The 17,488-nt window shown below is 62.8% G+C and carries 12 protein-coding genes; 10 read left to right on the top strand and 2 right to left on the bottom strand.

Features of this window, described 5'->3' with window-relative positions; translation table 11 throughout:
- Positions 1–3: 3 nt before the first annotated feature.
- From BLR63_RS29760 to BLR63_RS29745, 4 genes are all read left to right on the top strand, one after another.
- Positions 4–1,014, top strand: a complete 1,011-nt coding sequence (locus tag BLR63_RS29760) for an ornithine carbamoyltransferase (protein WP_010566170.1) — start codon at positions 4–6, stop codon at positions 1,012–1,014.
- Positions 1,015–1,111: 97 nt separating this feature from the next.
- Positions 1,112–2,041, top strand: coding sequence for a carbamate kinase (gene arcC / locus BLR63_RS29755; protein ID WP_010566169.1), 930 nt, complete (start codon positions 1,112–1,114; stop codon positions 2,039–2,041).
- A gap of 18 nt (positions 2,042–2,059) precedes the next feature.
- Complete coding sequence (locus tag BLR63_RS29750; RefSeq protein ID WP_010566168.1) at positions 2,060–2,422, top strand: DUF5064 family protein; 363 nt, start codon at positions 2,060–2,062, stop codon at positions 2,420–2,422.
- A 106-nt stretch (positions 2,423–2,528) separates the two neighbouring features.
- Positions 2,529–4,037, top strand: a complete 1,509-nt coding sequence (locus BLR63_RS29745; RefSeq protein ID WP_010566167.1) for a sigma-54-dependent transcriptional regulator — start codon at positions 2,529–2,531, stop codon at positions 4,035–4,037.
- On the opposite strand, the gene BLR63_RS29740 is transcribed toward BLR63_RS29745, so the two are convergent.
- Positions 4,038–8,720, bottom strand: a complete 4,683-nt coding sequence (locus BLR63_RS29740; protein WP_010566166.1) for a coiled-coil domain-containing protein — start codon at positions 8,718–8,720, stop codon at positions 4,038–4,040. It abuts the gene before it with no gap.
- A gap of 359 nt (positions 8,721–9,079) precedes the next feature.
- On the opposite strand from BLR63_RS29740, the gene gcvH reads away from it, so the two are divergent.
- From gcvH to BLR63_RS29710, 6 genes are all read left to right on the top strand, one after another.
- On the top strand, positions 9,080–9,463 hold the full coding sequence (gcvH, locus tag BLR63_RS29735) for a glycine cleavage system protein GcvH (RefSeq protein WP_010566165.1): 384 nt from the start codon (positions 9,080–9,082) through the stop codon (positions 9,461–9,463).
- A 10-nt stretch (positions 9,464–9,473) separates the two neighbouring features.
- Entirely contained in the window at positions 9,474–12,323 is a 2,850-nt protein-coding gene (gcvP, locus tag BLR63_RS29730; protein ID WP_010566164.1) for an aminomethyl-transferring glycine dehydrogenase, read from the top strand.
- Positions 12,324–12,424: 101 nt separating this feature from the next.
- Positions 12,425–13,801, top strand: coding sequence for an L-serine ammonia-lyase (locus tag BLR63_RS29725; protein WP_010566163.1), 1,377 nt, complete (start codon positions 12,425–12,427; stop codon positions 13,799–13,801).
- Between the two features lie 40 nt (positions 13,802–13,841).
- Entirely contained in the window at positions 13,842–14,966 is a 1,125-nt protein-coding gene (gene gcvT / locus BLR63_RS29720) for a glycine cleavage system aminomethyltransferase GcvT (protein WP_010566162.1), read from the top strand.
- A gap of 387 nt (positions 14,967–15,353) precedes the next feature.
- Positions 15,354–15,566: a cold-shock protein gene (locus tag BLR63_RS29715; RefSeq protein ID WP_010566161.1), complete on the top strand. Its 213-nt coding sequence runs from the start codon at positions 15,354–15,356 to the stop codon at positions 15,564–15,566.
- Positions 15,567–15,662: 96 nt separating this feature from the next.
- Positions 15,663–16,151, top strand: a complete 489-nt coding sequence (locus BLR63_RS29710; protein WP_010566160.1) for an RDD family protein — start codon at positions 15,663–15,665, stop codon at positions 16,149–16,151.
- Positions 16,152–16,219: 68 nt separating this feature from the next.
- On the opposite strand, the gene nadA is transcribed toward BLR63_RS29710, so the two are convergent.
- On the bottom strand, positions 16,220–17,278 hold the full coding sequence (gene nadA, locus BLR63_RS29705; protein WP_010566159.1) for a quinolinate synthase NadA: 1,059 nt from the start codon (positions 17,276–17,278) through the stop codon (positions 16,220–16,222).
- Positions 17,279–17,488 lie beyond the last annotated feature (210 nt).

The following is a 17,488-nucleotide window of genomic DNA, read 5'->3' as shown; positions in this document are numbered from 1 at the left end:
ACCATGGCTTTCAACATGCGCAACCGCAGTCTGCTGTCGCTGATGCACCACACCAACCGCGAACTGCACTACCTGCTGGACCTGTCCCGCGACCTCAAACGCGCCAAATACACCGGCACCGAGCGCGCGCACCTCAAGGGCAAGAACATCGCGCTGATCTTCGAAAAAACCTCGACCCGCACCCGCTGTGCCTTCGAGGTGGCAGCCCATGACCAGGGCGCCCACGTCACTTACATCGACCCGGTTTCCTCGCAGATCGGCCATAAAGAAAGCATGAAAGACACGGCCCGCGTCCTCGGGCGGATGTTCGATGCCATCGAGTACCGTGGCTTCGAGCAGGAAATCGTCGAAGAACTGGCCAAGTTCGCCGGCGTGCCGGTGTTCAACGGCCTGACCGCCGAATTCCACCCGACCCAAATGATCGCCGACACCCTGACCATGCGCGAACACAGCGACAAGCCGCTGCATGACATCAGCTACGCGTACCTCGGGGACGCGCGCTACAACATGGGCAATTCGCTGCTGATGATCGGCGCCAAGCTGGGCATGGATGTGCGCATCGGCGCGCCCAAAGCCCTGTGGCCCCATGACGATTTCATCAAGCAGTGCCAGGCCTTCGCCGAGGAAAGCGGCGCACGCATCACCATCACCGAAGACCCGGTCGAGGCCGTGAAGGGCGTGGACTTCATCCACACCGATATCTGGGTGTCCATGGGCGAGCCGGTGGAAGCGTGGGACGAACGCATCGAGCAACTGCTGCCGTACCAGGTCAACGCCAAGATGATGAAAGCCTCGGGCAACCCCCGCGTGAAATTCATGCACTGCCTGCCGGCCTTCCATAACAGCGAAACCAAGGTCGGCAAGGACATCGCCACGCGTTATCCGAACCTGGCCAACGGCGTGGAAGTGACCGAGGAAGTGTTCGAGTCGCCGGCCAACATCGCCTTTGAACAGGCGGAAAACCGCATGCACACCATCAAGGCGATCCTGGTGTCGGCGTTGGCGGATATCTAACGTCTCACTGCCAGAACACAGTCAATGTGGGAGGGCGCTTGCCTTCTCCCACATCTGTTCCTGCGTTCACAACGATGAATTTCAGAAGGAATGCACTATGCGTATCGTCGTTGCACTGGGCGGTAACGCCCTACTCCGCCGGGGCGAACCCATGACCGCGGACAATCAGCGCGCCAATATCCGCATCGCCACCGAACAGATCGCCAAGATCCACACCGGCAATGAGCTGGTGATCGCCCACGGCAATGGTCCGCAGGTCGGCCTGCTGTCGTTGCAGGCGGCGGCCTACACCAGCGTTTCGCCTTACCCGCTGGACGTGCTGGGGGCCGAGACCGAAGGCATGATCGGCTACATCATCGAACAGGAACTGGGCAACCTGCTGGACTTCGAAGTGCCGTTCGCCACCCTGCTCACCCAGGTGGAAGTGGACGCCAAGGACCCCGCGTTCCAGCATCCGTCCAAGCCTATCGGGCCGGTGTACGCCAAGGCCGAAGCCGAGAAACTGGCTGCGGAAAAAGGCTGGGCCATCGCCCCGGATGGCGATAAGTACCGCCGTGTGGTCGCCAGCCCGCGCCCCAAACGCATCTTTGAAATCCGCCCGATCAAATGGCTGCTGGAAAAAAACGTCATTGTGATCTGCGCCGGCGGCGGCGGCATTCCTACGATGTATGGCGAAGACGGCAAGCTCAAAGGCATCGAAGCAGTGATCGACAAGGACCTGTGTTCTTCGTTGCTGGCTTCGCAACTGGAGGCCGATTTGCTGGTGATCGCCACCGACGTCAATGCCGCGTTTATCGACTTCGGCAAGCCGACCCAAAAAGCCATCGGCCAGGCCCATCCCGACGAAATGGAAAAACTCGGCTTCGCTGCCGGCTCCATGGGCCCCAAGGTGCAAGCGGCCTGCGAGTTCGCGCGCCAGACTGGCAAAACCGCAGTGATCGGTTCACTCTCTGACATCGAAGCCATCGTCCAGGGCAGTGCCGGTACGCGCATCAGCACAGCCACGCCCGGAATCCGTTACCTGTGAAGTTGAGGAGAAACGCCTATGGCCACCTTTGAGTCCGGTCACTTGCACATCGAACGTCACGCACTCACCAACGATGATTACAGCTACAACCTGTGCATCGACTACGAAGTCAGCCAGGACCCCAAGGAAGGCAAGGGAATGCTGTTCAAACTGCATGGCACGGTGCAGGGTAACGACGTCAAGGAGGAGTTCTTCCTGCCCAAGGACCAGGCCTTCGACTTCGCGCGACATGCGATGAACATCGCGCAGAAGTACGGGATGCCGAAGATCGCCACGCTCAATGGCTCGATGCACAAGCAGTACGACCTGATGTTCGAAGATGTCAGGCACCAGTTGGATGTGAAGCCGGGCGACCCCATCAAACCCGAGCACCTGGGTTGACATGAATCCCGTGTGGGAGGGAGCAAGTGCCCTTCCACATTGTTGATCTGCACCGCCCGTCAGGCATACTTGCCGCCTCTCGCTCCTCAGAATCCCTAACCGCCCCATGCGTATCCACGTCAGCTTCATCGACCGCGTTGGCATTACCCAGGAAGTCCTGGCCCTGCTCGGTGGGCGCAATCTGAACCTGGATGCGGTGGAGATGGTGCCGCCCAACGTCTACATCGACGCGCCGACCCTCAGCGCCGAGGTGCTCGAAGAGCTGCGCGATGCGCTGTTCAGCGTGCGCGGCGTGCAGGCGGTCACCGTGGTCGACATCCTTCCCGGCCAGCGCCGCCACCTGCAACTCGACGCCCTGCTGGCAGCCATGACCGACCCGGTGCTGGCTCTGGACAGCGCCGGCAAGATCCTGTTGGCCAACCCGGCGCTGATCGCGCTGTACGGTCGCGAACCGGCCGGGGAAAGCATCGCCGAGCTGTTCAATGACCCGGCGTTGCTGGACACCCTGCTCGAAAATGGCTTTCGCCTGCCGCTGCGCGAAATCGCCGTCAACGGCCAGACCCTGTTGCTCGACGCCACGCCGATCACCGACGCCGGCGGCCTGCTGACCCTCTACCAGCCCAACCGCATCGGCGAACAACTGTCGGCATTGCACCATGACCATGCCGAAGGGTTTGATGCGCTGTTGGGCGAATCCCCGGTGATCCGCACCCTCAAGACCCGTGCGCAGCGGGTGGCGGCGCTGGATGCACCGTTGTTGATCCAGGGCGAAACCGGCACCGGCAAAGAGTTGGTGGCGCGCGCCTGCCACGCCATCAGTGCGCGCTCAAGTGCGCCGTTCCTGGCGCTGAACTGCGCGGCGCTGCCGGAGAACCTGGCCGAAAGTGAATTGTTCGGTTACGCGCCCGGCGCCTTCACCGGCGCCCAGCGCGGCGGCAAGCCTGGGCTGATGGAGCTGGCCAACCAGGGCACGGTGTTCCTCGATGAAATCGGCGAGATGTCGCCCTATCTGCAGGCCAAGCTGCTGCGTTTTCTCAACGACGGCAGCTTTCGCCGCGTGGGCGGCGACCGCGAAGTGAAGGTCAATGTGCGCATCCTCAGCGCCACCCACCGCAACCTGGAAAAAATGGTCAGCGAGGGCACGTTTCGCGAAGACCTGTTCTATCGCCTCAACGTGCTCAACGTCGAAGTGCCGCCCCTGCGCGAACGCGGCCAGGACATCCTGTTGCTGGCCCGCTACTTCATGCAGCAGGCCTGCGCGCAGATCCAGCGCCCGGTGTGCCGCCTCGCGCCCGGCACCTACCCGGCCCTGCTGGGCAACCGCTGGCCAGGCAATGTGCGCCAATTGCAGAACGTGATCTTCCGCGCGGCGGCCATTTGCGAAAGCAGCCTGGTGGACATCGGCGACCTCGACATTGCCGGCACCTCGGTGGCGCGCCAGAGCGACGGTGAAGTAGACAGCCTCGAACAGGCCGTCGAAGACTTCGAACGCAGCCTGCTGGAGAAGCTCTACGTCACCTATCCCTCGACGCGACAACTGGCCAGCCGCTTGCAGACTTCCCACACCGCCATCGCCCATCGCTTGCGCAAGTACGGCATTCCCGGCAAACCCTGATCACCAGAACGCGCGCCGCCCACGGTGCTTGACGGACTCCGTGGCGCTGAAAAACAGGCGCTCGGCCATCGGCGCGCTGATGCGCGAATAGTAGATCGCGATCACGTCGCTGTCGGCCTTGTCGGCCAGGCTGCGGAAACTCATGAAGCGCTGCTCCGGTCGCTTGAGATGCCCGGCGTTGTAGGCAACGTCGGCGGTGGTCGGCGTGGTGTAGTGAAAATGCGCGTAGGCCAGCACCCTGCCCTGCCGGTCCTTGACCACATACTCCTGCAAGAAATCATCAGCCCGCTTGAGGGGGATCCGCCCTTCGATGCGCAGGATCTGCACCTCGCCCTGGGCCTTGAGCCAGGCAATCCCGTCCTCTTCGGGCGGCAGGCGCTTGAGCATGTCGATGCGCAATAACCGCCCCTGCTCCAGGTAACGGCGGCTGGCCTGCTCCAACTCATCGAGCAGCGCCTGGGTGGCGGTATCCGGCGTGGGCGGCAATGCTTTGCGAATCTTCTCGGCGACGGCCTTGATGGCGTCGGACTGCCGCGTCAACCGGGCCTCGACGCTGGCCGGCAGGCTGGACCCGAGCGCCTCGTCGCGGGCCTGCTGCTGCACGATCGGCTCTCGGGCCAACAGCCGGCGCGCGTCGCCCTTGAGGTTTTCCAGGGAGCGGGTCGGGCGGGGAACGGCGACGCCAGCCTCGGTGACGGCCTCGAATTCGGCGGAGCCGGGCCGCTGATGCAAGCTGACGACGACTTTGCGGTCGATCGGGTTGATGACATCGACGATGTCTTCGGTGGCATCTGGAGTGCGCGCGCGCACCTGGCCCAACTGATAGCGCTTCTTCGAATCGCGGATCAGCCGTTGACCGGAACCGGGCGCACGCACCCTGCCGACTGCGGGGTCGCGTGCCTGCTCACGCAGCAGCTTGGCCAGGGCGATTCTCGACTCCTGTTCCAGACTGAGGATCGTAGTCCCCACCGGCACTTCGCTGTCGCCCAGCAACAGGTCCGGCGCCAGGGCGCGGTATTCCTCCAGCAGCGCAAAGGCTTTGGCGTATTCGTGCAGAATCGCCTGGATGCCTTCAATACGTTGCGCCAGGCTCAGCACGCCGGACTCATCGATGGTTTTCTGCGACTGGGCCGACTGGATCGCTTCGTCAATCGCCGTCTCGATGCGAGTGAAATCCTCCTGCTCTTCAGGCAACGGCGGCCGCCGCCACAGGCGCTGCTTGAGTGCCTGCAACTGCAAGGTGCGCCAGTCCAGCGGCAGGCCATGGGGGGAAGGGCCAATGTCGGCGATGTACGAGGCATGCCCCGGAATGCTCAGCAAACGCTCGTAAAAGACCCGCTCCCAAAAGCTCAGGTTGACCATCTTTTCGTGGAACTCGGCAACCCGCTGACTTTCCTCGGCCAACACACTGAACGCCGCCCGGACCACGGTCGAATCCTGATCCTCCAACTGCGCGGCCAGTTGCGCCAAACGCGTCTCGGAAAACTGCTCTTCCCGGCGACTGAAAATCAACACGAACATTTGCCGGCGCATGTTCAACAGCATGTCGCGCAACTGCAGGCTGTGCTCTTTTTCAAAACCGTCCATGGGCTTAGTGGCGTTTTTTTGCAGCAGCACATTGAGCTTTTTTTGCAGTGTCTCGGCTTTTTTCTCCAGTTCCTGCCAATAACGGGCCCTGGCACTGCGGCGGTGTTGGTCGGTGAAGGCCCCTTGCGCGCTCAAATGGGCCTTTTCACACAGGTCCTCGGCGGCGGTCAGGATGCGTTCTGCCTGCTCCACCTCGGTGCTCGCTTCGCGGTACTGCTGCTCGAGCGCCAGACTGTTCTGTTCCAGTTGCGCACGCCGCTGGGCCGCCGTGGGTTTGGGCTGCCCACCGAGCAAGCGCAGGCCTAGGTCGACGGTCCACACACCCTGTGAGTTTTTCCCGAGCCACGGCCCCAGGCGCCGGGGCTCCCGGAGATCGACGATGCGCCAGCCGCCCTCGATGGCGCTGACGCCATACACCTTGCTGTCGATCAGCGTGTAGTTTTCCTGGCTGGCCGGTGCGCCACCACGCAGCACCCGGACTTGGCCGCGCACCGGGCTGTGCGGCGCGCCCAACGTAGGATGCGCCGGCCAACGCTCGCCGGCCCGGGGTGACCATTGGAAGGTCTCGAGCGCGGCCTGCTGCGTCGGGGCCAGCTTGAAGCGTGAATTGGACCAGGAATAATCCATGGCGCTGATATCCGCGAACGCGCGCTGCCAGGCAAAGGTCGACGCCGATTGGCGCGCATGGCTGACCGGGATCGCCTCGCGCACCTGCCCCGCGCCGGCTGAAAGGACGCGCGGGCCGTTCAGGCGCAAACGCTCATCCAGCCTGACCACAGGGCTCATGAGCAGGCCGGCCAGGCTGCCCATCAGTTCGGCGACCGTATCGGCAGACGCCTCGCGGCTGGCCTGCGCCGGCAATGCCAGCACCGCGCGAAAGGTAGCGAGTGCCTGAAACAGCCAGCCCGCCACCGCCACCGGCCCCCTGATCATGGGTAACAGCGCCGTGAACACTTGCCACAGATCGTTCTTGAACACGGTCCAGCGCAGCGCCTCGTTGGACACCGACTGGCTGACCGCCAGTTGCCACAGGCTCTTCGCGTTTTCGTCGAACACCGCCGCCAGGAACTCGCCAGGCACCGTTTCGTCACTGAGCAGCGCCGGGCTTGAGAGCGGCTGTTGATCGTATTCATCGCCCTGCAGGAACCGCTGCACATGGGGGTGCAGGAAACCGCCGTTGCCGAACAAGGCCCGGCTGCTCTCTGGCAACCGTTGCAGCACCAGGGTTTGCAGGTCGCCCGGGCGCGCGACTTCGTCGAGCAGCGCCTGGCGACTGGGGAATTGCTGCAGGAGCGCTTCATCCTGGTCCGGCCGATAGAGAACATGGGGCAGCCCGCCGTTGTCGCGGGGCCCGATCACAAACAGGTTGGCGGCCCGATGGGCACGCCCTCCGGCGTGGGTCAGGAACGCCAGGGGCCGCGCCACAATCACTGCGCCGTCGACCGTCCGCTGTGACGGATCGGGCTGCAACAGGGCGTGCACAGCCCTGGCGCCCGAGCGGGTAAACCCGTGGCGCTGGCGCAAGCTGTTTTCAAGGGCCCGCATCGGCAACTGGAGCGCCATCTGATCCACAAACAAACGGCGGCGCCGCGCCGATTCCGTCGGGTCGGTTATCAGTGCATGCGCGAGCAACTGTGGGTAGTGGCGGCCCACATCCACGCGCGCGATCAGGTGCTTGAGGTAAGCCGCCGTCAACCAGCCGGGCACGTTACCCGGCCCGGCCACATGGCTGATCTGCACGCTGGCATAGGTGCTGGCGAAGGGATTTTCCAGCGAGCATTGGGTCAAGGTCCTGGCAGCGTGTTGCGTCCAGCCGACGGTGCCACCCTGGGTGCGCTCGAAGGTCAGCACGAGGTCGTCCGGGTCGAGAGCCGTGTGCTCGGGATGGTCCAGGCGCAGTTGCCGTTGCAGGGCCTTGCGTGCATACACATCGATGGGTTCAAGACCGTCCAGGAACAGAGCGCCGCCGGTGCTCTGCTGCACGCGTTGCAGGCGCTCGAGCCACTGACCATAGCGCTGGCGATCGGCGCTGCGCGCGCCCTGTAGCCACACCGGCAGTTGCTCTTCGTGGGGCTGCTGCAGGTCATCGGGATCGAACCAGGCCAGGGGCGACGTGAGAGTGGCGAACAGGCGTTCGTAGCTTTCGACTTCGGGCAGCGCCGACCAGTCGATCCGGGACAGCTTGCGCAGTTGCCGCTCGAGCAAGGTCTGGGCCAGCGCATCGAAGACGTCGCCGTCGGGCTCGCGAAGCACCCAGTTGACGGGCACGCCCGGCCGGTAGTCGCTCATGTAGCGGGGCAGCAGGTTGCCGAGGGTGTCGAGGCTATCGAGCCTGAGCAGGTTCAGCACCGGAACGTAGACCAGGTTGACCAGTTGCCCCTGGACCCGACGCTGCAAGACCAGCAGCGGCAACCACTCCCCCACGCCGTCACCCTGGACCCCATAGACCTGATAGATACGCAGCACATCGGGTTTGCCCAGGGCTTCGCGGTCCACCCGCTGCGCCCACAGTTGCTGCGTCTGCTCATCCCCCAGCCCCAGCAGTCCCCGTGCTTGCGCCGCCGTCAGCGGCGGGTTCTGCCGCGCCGTGAGCAGGCACGTGCGCAACTGACCGCCCACGGCGTTCCAGCGGCTGTGGGAAACCCCGTCCGAGACCCGCCCGTTCCAGTAGTCCACCCAGCGCTGGGCAAACGTTGCGAGCACGTCGGGCGCCAGGGTATTGAGCATCAACTCGATGTCATCCACGCCGATGGCTGCGGTCACCGGCTCGAACACCTGCGGCCCCGACTGGCGCAACACGTGGTGATGGCCGGGCGTGTAGTTCAGCGCCTCGTCGCGCATGCAACGCTGGATCAGCGCATCGCTCAAGGTGATCAACTGCGTATAGGCCGTGCCGGTCGACGTTGCGGGCTTCACCCCGATCCAGGTGTCACTGACCAGCAGACGGGAACCGACACCTTCATCATCGATCCAGGCCTGGAGCATGGCCTGGGCCACCAGGGTCAGGCTCGGGCGCTGGGCAAACACCCCGGATAAATAATCGTGGGACCGGCGGGCCTGAGAAATCTCCGGAGGAATGGCGGTTGAAGCACTCATGGGACGCATCCTGAAAACGAGAGGCGTGCACGTTAAAACGCGGATGAGCGGGCACAACGGTAGATAGATCATCCACCGGAGTGCTGAAAGCGACCTAAAAGCGTACTGAAAGCGCTACAGCGTAACGATATCGCTACAACCCTTCTTTTTGCGCGCCATGCAAGGCTTTGATCCACATAGGCTTTTTTTCAGCGGCTCAACTGTAGCGAAATCGCTACAGCCAAAAGACATAAGCGTATAACCATTTCTCATAACTTATTGATTTATAAAGCATTAATAACATTGGCCGCGATATTGCTAAGCAACACCCCATTATTCCCATCCCGTCCACCAGACGAATCTGGCCCTGAGGAGTTTCCATGAGCGAGTTGCGTTTCACTGAAGATCACGAATGGCTGCGTGCCGAAGCCGATGGCAGCGTCACCGTAGGCATTACCGTTTTCGCGCAGGACGCGCTGGGTGATGTGGTTTTCGTGCAACTGCCGGAGTTGCAGGCCTACGACAAGGGCGCCGAAGCGTCCACCGTGGAATCGGTCAAGGCCGCCAGCGGCGTGTACATGCCCCTGGACGGTGAAGTCATCGAAGTGAACGCCGAGCTGGAAGGCCGCCCGGAACTGGTCAACGAAGACCCGATGGGCGAAGGCTGGTTCTTCCGCTTTAAACCGGCTGACGCCGACGCACTGACTAAGCTGTTGGATCAGGATGCGTACGACCGCCTGATCAAAGCCAATGCCCAAGCCTGAGGAACGCACCATGACCGTCAATCTCAGCACCGCCAACGAATTCATCGCCCGCCACATCGGCCCGCGCCAGGACGACGAGCAACAGATGCTCGCCCGCCTAGGCTTCGATTCCCTGGAAGCCCTCAGCGCCAGTGTGATCCCGGAAAGCATCAAGGGCACCAGCGTGCTCGGCCTGGAAGACGGCCTGAGCGAAGCCGAGGCCCTGGCCCGGATCAAGGCCATCGCCAGCCAGAACCAACTGTTCAAGACCTACATCGGCCAGGGCTACTACAACTGCCACACACCGTCGCCGATCCTGCGCAACCTCCTCGAAAATCCGGCCTGGTACACCGCCTACACGCCGTACCAGCCGGAGATTTCCCAAGGCCGCCTGGAAGCGCTGCTGAACTTCCAGACCCTGATCAGCGACCTCACCGGCCTGCCGATCGCCAACGCCTCGCTGCTGGATGAAGCCACCGCCGCCGCCGAAGCCATGACCTTCTGCAAACGCCTGAGCAAGAACAAGGGCAGCAATGCCTTCTTCGCCTCGATCCACAGCCACCCGCAGACCCTCGACGTGCTGCGCACCCGTGCCGAGCCACTGGGCATCGACGTGGTGGTGGGCGATGAACGCGAACTGAGCGACGTCAGCCCGTTCTTCGGTGCCTTGCTGCAATACCCGGCCAGCAACGGCGACGTGTTCGACTACCGCGAACTGACCGAACGCTTCCACGCCGCCAATGCCCTGGTGGCCGTGGCCGCTGACCTGCTGGCCCTGACCCTGCTGACCCCACCGGGTGAGTTCGGCGCCGACGTGGCCATCGGCAGCGCACAACGCTTCGGCGTCCCGCTGGGCTTCGGCGGCCCGCACGCGGCGTACTTCTCCACCAAGGACGCGTTCAAGCGCGACATGCCGGGGCGTCTGGTCGGGATTTCGGTCGACCGCTTCGGCAAGCCGGCCCTGCGCCTGGCCATGCAGACCCGCGAGCAACATATCCGCCGCGAGAAAGCCACCAGCAACATCTGCACCGCCCAGGTCCTGCTCGCCAACATCGCCAGCATGTACGCCGTGTACCACGGCCCCAAAGGCCTGACCCAGATCGCCAAGCGCATTCATCACCTGACCGCGATCCTCGCCAAAGGCCTGAGCGCCCTGGGCCTGAAGGTCGAGCAGGAACACTTCTTCGACACCCTGACCCTCGACACCGGCGCCCACACCGCAGCCCTGCATGACAAGGCCCGCGCCCAACGCATCAACCTGCGCGTGGTGGATGCCGGGCGTGTTGGCCTGTCGATCGACGAGACCAGCACCCAGGCCGATATCGAAACCCTGTGGGCGATCTTCGCGGGCGACAAAGCCCTGCCGGACTTCGCCGCCCTGGCCGCCAGCGTCGACAGCACCCTGCCGGCCGCGCTGCTGCGTCAGTCAGCGATCCTCAGCCACCCGGTGTTCAACCGTTATCACTCGGAAACCGAGCTGATGCGCTACCTGCGCAAGCTGGCCGACAAGGACCTGGCGCTGGACCGCACCATGATCCCGCTGGGCTCCTGCACCATGAAGCTCAACGCCGCCAGCGAAATGATCCCGGTGACCTGGGCCGAATTCGGCGCCCTGCACCCGTTCGCCCCGGCCGAACAAAGCGCCGGCTACCTGCAACTGACCACCGAACTGGAAGCCATGCTCTGTGCGGCCACCGGTTACGACGCGATCTCGCTGCAACCGAACGCCGGCTCCCAGGGCGAGTACGCCGGCCTGTTGGCGATTCGTGCCTATCACCAGAGCCGTGGCGATGATCGCCGCGACATCTGCCTGATCCCCTCGTCGGCCCACGGCACCAACCCGGCCACCGCCCACATGGCCGGCATGCGCGTGGTCGTGACCGCCTGCGACGCCCGTGGCAACGTCGACATCGAGGACCTGCGCGCCAAGGCCATCGAGCACCGCGACCACCTCGCCGCGCTGATGATCACCTACCCATCCACCCACGGCGTGTTCGAAGAAGGTATCCGCGAAATCTGCGGGATCGTCCACGATAACGGCGGCCAGGTGTACATCGACGGCGCCAACATGAACGCCATGGTCGGCCTCTGCGCACCGGGCAAGTTCGGCGGCGACGTGTCCCACCTGAACCTGCACAAGACCTTCTGCATCCCCCACGGCGGCGGCGGCCCGGGCGTCGGCCCGATCGGCGTCAAATCCCACCTGGCGCCATTCCTGCCCGGCCACGCGGCCATGGCACGCAAGGAAGGCGCGGTGTGCGCGGCGCCGTTCGGCAGCGCAAGCATCCTGCCGATCACCTGGATGTACATCAGCATGATGGGCGGTGCGGGACTCAAGCGCGCTTCGCAATTGGCGATCCTGAATGCCAACTACATTTCCCGTCGCCTCGAGGAGCACTACCCGGTGCTCTACACCGGCAGCAACGGCCTGGTGGCGCATGAATGCATCCTGGACCTGCGGCCGTTGAAGGACAGCAGCGGCATCAGCGTCGATGACGTGGCCAAGCGCCTGATCGACTTTGGTTTCCACGCACCGACCATGTCGTTCCCAGTGGCCGGCACCTTGATGATCGAGCCGACCGAAAGCGAATCCAGGGAAGAACTGGACCGCTTCTGCGACGCCATGATCGCCATCCGCGAAGAAATCCGCGCCGTGGAGAACGGCACGCTGGACAAGGACGACAACCCGCTGAAGAACGCACCGCACACCGCAGCCGAGCTGGTGGGTGAATGGAGCCACCCATACAGCCGCGAACAGGCGGTGTACCCGGTCGCCTCGTTGATCGACGGCAAATACTGGCCGCCGGTTGGCCGGGTCGACAACGTGTTCGGCGATCGCAACCTGGTGTGCGCCTGCCCTTCAGTCGAGAGCTACGCATAACCTGACGGCCTGAGCGCGATCCAAAAGGTGGGAGGGAGCAAGCCCCCTCCCACACTCGACCGCGTACGACTTTGAGAATAATAAGAAACCGGAGAACAACCATGTCCCTTAGCGTGTTCGACCTGTTCAAGATTGGCATCGGTCCCTCCAGTTCCCACACCGTCGGCCCGATGCGCGCCGCCGCCCGCTTTGTCGAGGGGTTGCGCCGCGACGACCTGCTGAGCGCCACCACCTGCGTCAAGGTGGAACTCTACGGCTCACTCGGCGCCACCGGCAAAGGCCACGGCAGCGACAAGGCCGTGCTGCTCGGCCTGGAAGGCGAACACCCGGACACCGTGAACACTGAAACCGTCGCCGCACGCCTGGCACAGATGCGCAGCGACGGCCGCTTGAACCTGCTCGGCGAACACAGCATTGCGTTCAATGAGAAAGAACACCTGGCGATGATTCGCAAACCCCTCGCCTACCATCCCAACGGCATGATCTTCCGTGCCTTTGACGCCGCCGGTATCCAGATCCGCAGCCGCGAGTACTACTCGGTCGGCGGCGGGTTTGTGGTGGACGAAGACGCCGCCGGCGCCGACCGGATCGTCGAAGATGCCACGCCCCTGACCTTCCCGTTCAAAAGCGCCAAGGACTTGCTCGGTCATTGCGCCACCTACGGGCTGTCCATCAGCCAGGTGATGCTGACCAACGAAAGTGCCTGGCGCCCCGAAGCCGAAACCCGTGCCGGCCTGCTGAAGATCTGGCAGGTGATGCAGGATTGTGTGGCCGCCGGTTGTCGCAATGAAGGCATCTTGCCCGGCGGCTTGAAGGTCAAGCGACGTGCCGCCGCCCTGCATCGCCAATTGTGCGGGAACCCGGAGTCGGCCCTGCGCGACCCATTGTCGGTACTCGATTGGGTCAACCTGTACGCATTGGCGGTCAACGAAGAAAACGCCAACGGCGGGCGCGTGGTCACGGCGCCCACCAACGGTGCGGCCGGGATTGTGCCGGCGGTGCTGCATTACTACATGCGCTTTATCCCCGGCGCGAGCGAAGACGGCGTGGTGCGCTTTCTGCTCACTGCTGCCGCCATCGGGATTCTTTACAAGGAAAACGCCTCGATTTCCGGCGCCGAAGTCGGCTGCCAGGGCGAGGTCGGCGTGGCCTGCTCCATGGCCGCCGGGGCATTGTGCGAAGTGTTGGGCGGTACGGTTTCCCAGGTGGAAAACGCCGCCGAGATCGGCATGGAACACAACCTCGGCCTGACCTGCGACCCGATTGGCGGCCTGGTCCAGGTGCCGTGCATCGAGCGCAATGCCATGGGCTCGATCAAGGCGATCAATGCGGTGCGCATGGCCTTGCGTGGCGACGGGCAGCACTTCGTGTCCCTCGACAAAGTCATCCGCACCATGCGCCAGACCGGCGCCGACATGAAAAGCAAATACAAGGAAACCGCCCGTGGCGGTTTGGCGGTCAACATCATCGAGTGCTGACGCCCAAAGGCGCGCCAGCACGTTTTTTTAGGAGCTGAATATGTCCACCGAAACTCTGTTGAAAACCCCATTGCACGCCCTGCACCTGGAGCTAGGCGCGCGCATGGTGCCCTTCGCCGGCTATGACATGCCGGTGCAATACCCTTTGGGCGTGATGAAAGAACACCTGCACACCCGTGAGCTGGCCGGGTTGTTCGATGTGTCCCACATGGGCCAGATCCGCCTGACCGGCGCCAATGCCGCCAAGGCCCTGGAAACCCTGGTGCCGGTCGACATCATCGACTTGCCGGTGGGCATGCAGCGTTATGCGATGTTCACCAATGACCAGGGCGGCATTCTCGACGACTTGATGGTGGCCAACCTGGGTAACGACGAACTGTTCCTGGTGGTCAACGCTGCGTGCAAGGACCAGGACCTGGCCCACCTGCGTGCGCGCATCGGCGACCAATGCACCGTCGAACCGCTGTTCGAAGAACGCGCGCTGCTGGCCCTGCAAGGCCCGGCGGCCGTCAAGGTGCTGGCGCGCCTGGCGCCGGAAGTCACCCGGATGACCTTCATGCAATTCGCCGCCCTGCGCCTGCTGGGCGTGGACTGCTACGTCAGCCGTTCCGGCTACACCGGCGAAGACGGCTTCGAGATTTCCGTGCCCGCTGCCAGTGCCGAGACACTGGCCCGCAGCCTGCTGGCCGAATCCGAAGTGCAAGCCATCGGCCTGGGCGCCCGCGACTCGCTGCGCCTGGAAGCCGGTCTGTGCCTGTACGGCCACGACATGAACACCGACACCACGCCGATCGAAGCCAACCTACTGTGGGCGATCTCCAAGGCCCGCCGCGCTGACGGTGCCCGTGCCGGCGGCTTTCCTGGCGCGGACCGCATCTTCGCCCAGCAACAAACAGGCGTGAGCCGCAAGCGTGTTGGCCTGCTGCCCCAGGAACGCACACCGGTGCGTGAAGGCGCAGAGATTGTCGACGCAGACGGCAGCGTGATCGGCCGTGTCTGCAGCGGCGGCTTCGGCCCGAGCCTCGGTGGCCCGCTGGCCATGGGTTACCTGGACAGCGCATTCACCGCGCTGGACACCCCGGTCTCTGCGCTGGTGCGTGGGAAAAGAGTGGCACTTCGTGTAAGTAAAATGCCATTCGTGCCACAACGTTACTACCGTGGCTAATTGACTGTTCCTATAAGTAACGCGGTTGCGTAACGTGCACTAATCTGTAACGCAACCGCCATAAAACAGTGCATTGACGATAGTCATTATTATCGGGAACAACCTATAACAAGTGATTAACTCTATCGAATAAGTGATCGCCCAACTGTTCACCCAAGTGTCATATCGCCGAGCAAAACCAAGGCATTTTCCGGGGCTTGTTTTTTCTCCATTAGTTGGCGTAGAGTTTGCCCACTGTGTTTGCATGGGTCGCTTGGAACCTGGACCTGGGCAGTAGCCAAAGTTTGCTACACCCGTTCGACGTCTCTTACTTTCCTGCAACCCAGCCCAGTACTCTTTCATGCGAAAGGGACTGTCATTAATTTTTAGCGTCAAGGAAATAAGAAAATGGCTGAACGTCAGAGCGGTACCGTCAAGTGGTTTAACGACGAGAAAGGGTTTGGTTTTATCACTCCAGAAAGCGGTCCGGATCTGTTCGTGCATTTCCGCGCTATTCAGGGCAACGGCTTCAAAAGCCTCAAGGAAGGCCAGAAAGTGACCTTCGTCTCGGTACAAGGCCAAAAAGGCCTGCAAGCAGATGAAGTGATCGCCGAAGCCTGATCCCTCCTGCGACAAAAAGCCTCTGATGGTGACATCAGAGGCTTTTTTATGGCCGTTATTACGTAAAATGGCTTTTTTCCAGCCGAGAGACCTGCCATGCCGAAGAACCTGCTGAGCCCCCAAGGCGAATTCCCCGCCGTTGGCCTGGGCCGTCGCCTGGCAGCGATGTTTTATGATTTCCTGTTGTGCACGGCCCTGCTGATCGTCACTGCGTTCATCTACAAACTGATATGGATCGCATTCGTCGGCGAAGCCAAGATGCGCACCCTCACCGAATCAGGCGCGCTGGACGGCGACCCATTGCTGTCGACCATTCTGCTGTTCGTGCTGTTTGGCTTCTTCGCCAAGTTCTGGACCCACTCCGGGCAGACCCTGGGCATGCAGGTGTGGGGGGTACGCGTGCAGAACGCCGATGGCTCGCGCATCAGTCTGTGGCAGGCATTGTTGCGCTTTGTGGTGTCGATTGCGTCGTGGCTGTGCGTGGGGCTGGGGTTTATCTGGTCGTTGTTCGACAAGCGCAAACGCAGCTGGCACGACATCTATTCCGACACGCAGTTGGTGCGGGTTCCGAAGCAAAAAAAATAACGTCCTGCTTGTGCGGATCAAAATGTGGGAGGGAGCAAGCCCCCTCCTACATTTTTTAGCGCGTCCGACTATGCGTTGCCGGCCAGCTTCAGGCGCGCAGCCTGGGTGAAATCCAGCATGCGCTTGAGCGGGCGCACGGCGTGGGGAATCAGCGCCGGCTCGACGATGATCTCGTTACTGCCCTCACGCAGACACTGCAGGGTGCGCTCCAGCGTATTCATCGCCATCCATGGGCAGTGCGCGCAGCTGCGGCACGCCGCGCCGTTACCGGCGGTAGGCGCTTCGACGAAGACCTTGTCCGGGCACAACTGCTGCATCTTGTAGAAGATGCCGCGATCGGTCGCCACGATGAAGGTTTTGTTCGGCAAACGCTGGGCGGCGGCAATCAACTGGCTGGTGGAGCCCACGGCGTCCGCCAGTTCGATCACCGAGGTCGGCGATTCCGGGTGCACCAGTATCGCGGCATCCGGGTACAGCGCCTTCATGTCTTCCAGTTGCTTGGACTTGAACTCTTCGTGGACGATACAGGCGCCGTCCCACAACAGCATGTCGGCACCGGTCTGGCGCTGGATATACGTACCCAGGTGCTTGTCCGGGCCCCAGATAATGGTCTCGCCGTTGTCCATCAGGCTTTCGACGATTTCCAGCGCGCAGCTGGAGGTCACCACCCAGTCGGCGCGGGCTTTGACCGCCGCCGAGGTATTGGCATACACCACCACCGTGCGCTCGGGATGCTGGTCGCAGAACGCCGAAAACTCCTCCACCGGACAACCCAGGTCGAGGGAGCACGTGGCTTCCAGGGTCGGCATCAGGATGCGCTTTTCGGGGGTGAGGATTTTGGCGGTCTCGCCCATGAAACGCACACCGGCGACCAGCACAGTCTTGGCCGGGTGGGCGGCGCCGAAGCGCGCCATTTCCAGGGAGTCGGAGACGCAGCCGCCGGTTTCTTCGGCCAGGGCCTGAATCACCGGATCGCAGTAAAAGTGAGCGACCAACACCGCGTCCTGAGCCTTGAGCTCGGCGGCAATGGCAGTCCGCAAGCTCGCCTCTTCATCGGCACTGAGGGCCTTGGGCTGCTTGGCGTCGAGGTGGGCTTGAACCAGAAGGCGTTCGGAAATTTGCGTCATGTTCGCAAGACCTGCAGGCGCCGTTGCGCGAAAGTCGAGTGTATCACCGGCTCTGGAGCCCTTCGGGCGCCGCCGGACGAAGTGATGATGTCATCAAGCACGGGTTAAGGTGAAGCTGCGCAAGGCTACAGAATATCGAATGGATTCAAAAGCCTAATCTGGCACGACGCAGCGCATCCGTCGGGCAAAAAAAACGTGAAGGCTCATCAC

Source organism: Pseudomonas extremaustralis, assembly GCF_900102035.1.
Classification (GTDB): Bacteria; Pseudomonadota; Gammaproteobacteria; order Pseudomonadales; family Pseudomonadaceae; genus Aquipseudomonas; species Aquipseudomonas extremaustralis.
This window is presented reverse-complemented; position numbering and strand designations above follow the sequence as displayed.

Excerpts from the sequence above, each read along its gene's own strand:
- BLR63_RS29760 (WP_010566170.1), top strand. The coding sequence starts at position 4 with ATGGCTTTCAACATGCGCAACCGCAGTCTGCTGTCGCTGATGCACCAC.
- arcC (WP_010566169.1), top strand. The coding sequence starts at position 1,112 with ATGCGTATCGTCGTTGCACTGGGCGGTAACGCCCTACTCCGCCGGGGC.
- BLR63_RS29750 (WP_010566168.1), top strand. The coding sequence starts at position 2,060 with ATGGCCACCTTTGAGTCCGGTCACTTGCACATCGAACGTCACGCACTC.
- BLR63_RS29745 (WP_010566167.1), top strand. The coding sequence starts at position 2,529 with ATGCGTATCCACGTCAGCTTCATCGACCGCGTTGGCATTACCCAGGAA.
- BLR63_RS29740 (WP_010566166.1), bottom strand. The coding sequence starts at position 8,720 with ATGAGTGCTTCAACCGCCATTCCTCCGGAGATTTCTCAGGCCCGCCGG.
- gcvH (WP_010566165.1), top strand. The coding sequence starts at position 9,080 with ATGAGCGAGTTGCGTTTCACTGAAGATCACGAATGGCTGCGTGCCGAA.
- gcvP (WP_010566164.1), top strand. The coding sequence starts at position 9,474 with ATGACCGTCAATCTCAGCACCGCCAACGAATTCATCGCCCGCCACATC.
- BLR63_RS29725 (WP_010566163.1), top strand. The coding sequence starts at position 12,425 with ATGTCCCTTAGCGTGTTCGACCTGTTCAAGATTGGCATCGGTCCCTCC.
- gcvT (WP_010566162.1), top strand. The coding sequence starts at position 13,842 with ATGTCCACCGAAACTCTGTTGAAAACCCCATTGCACGCCCTGCACCTG.
- BLR63_RS29715 (WP_010566161.1), top strand. The coding sequence starts at position 15,354 with ATGGCTGAACGTCAGAGCGGTACCGTCAAGTGGTTTAACGACGAGAAA.
- BLR63_RS29710 (WP_010566160.1), top strand. The coding sequence starts at position 15,663 with ATGCCGAAGAACCTGCTGAGCCCCCAAGGCGAATTCCCCGCCGTTGGC.
- nadA (WP_010566159.1), bottom strand. The coding sequence starts at position 17,278 with ATGACGCAAATTTCCGAACGCCTTCTGGTTCAAGCCCACCTCGACGCC.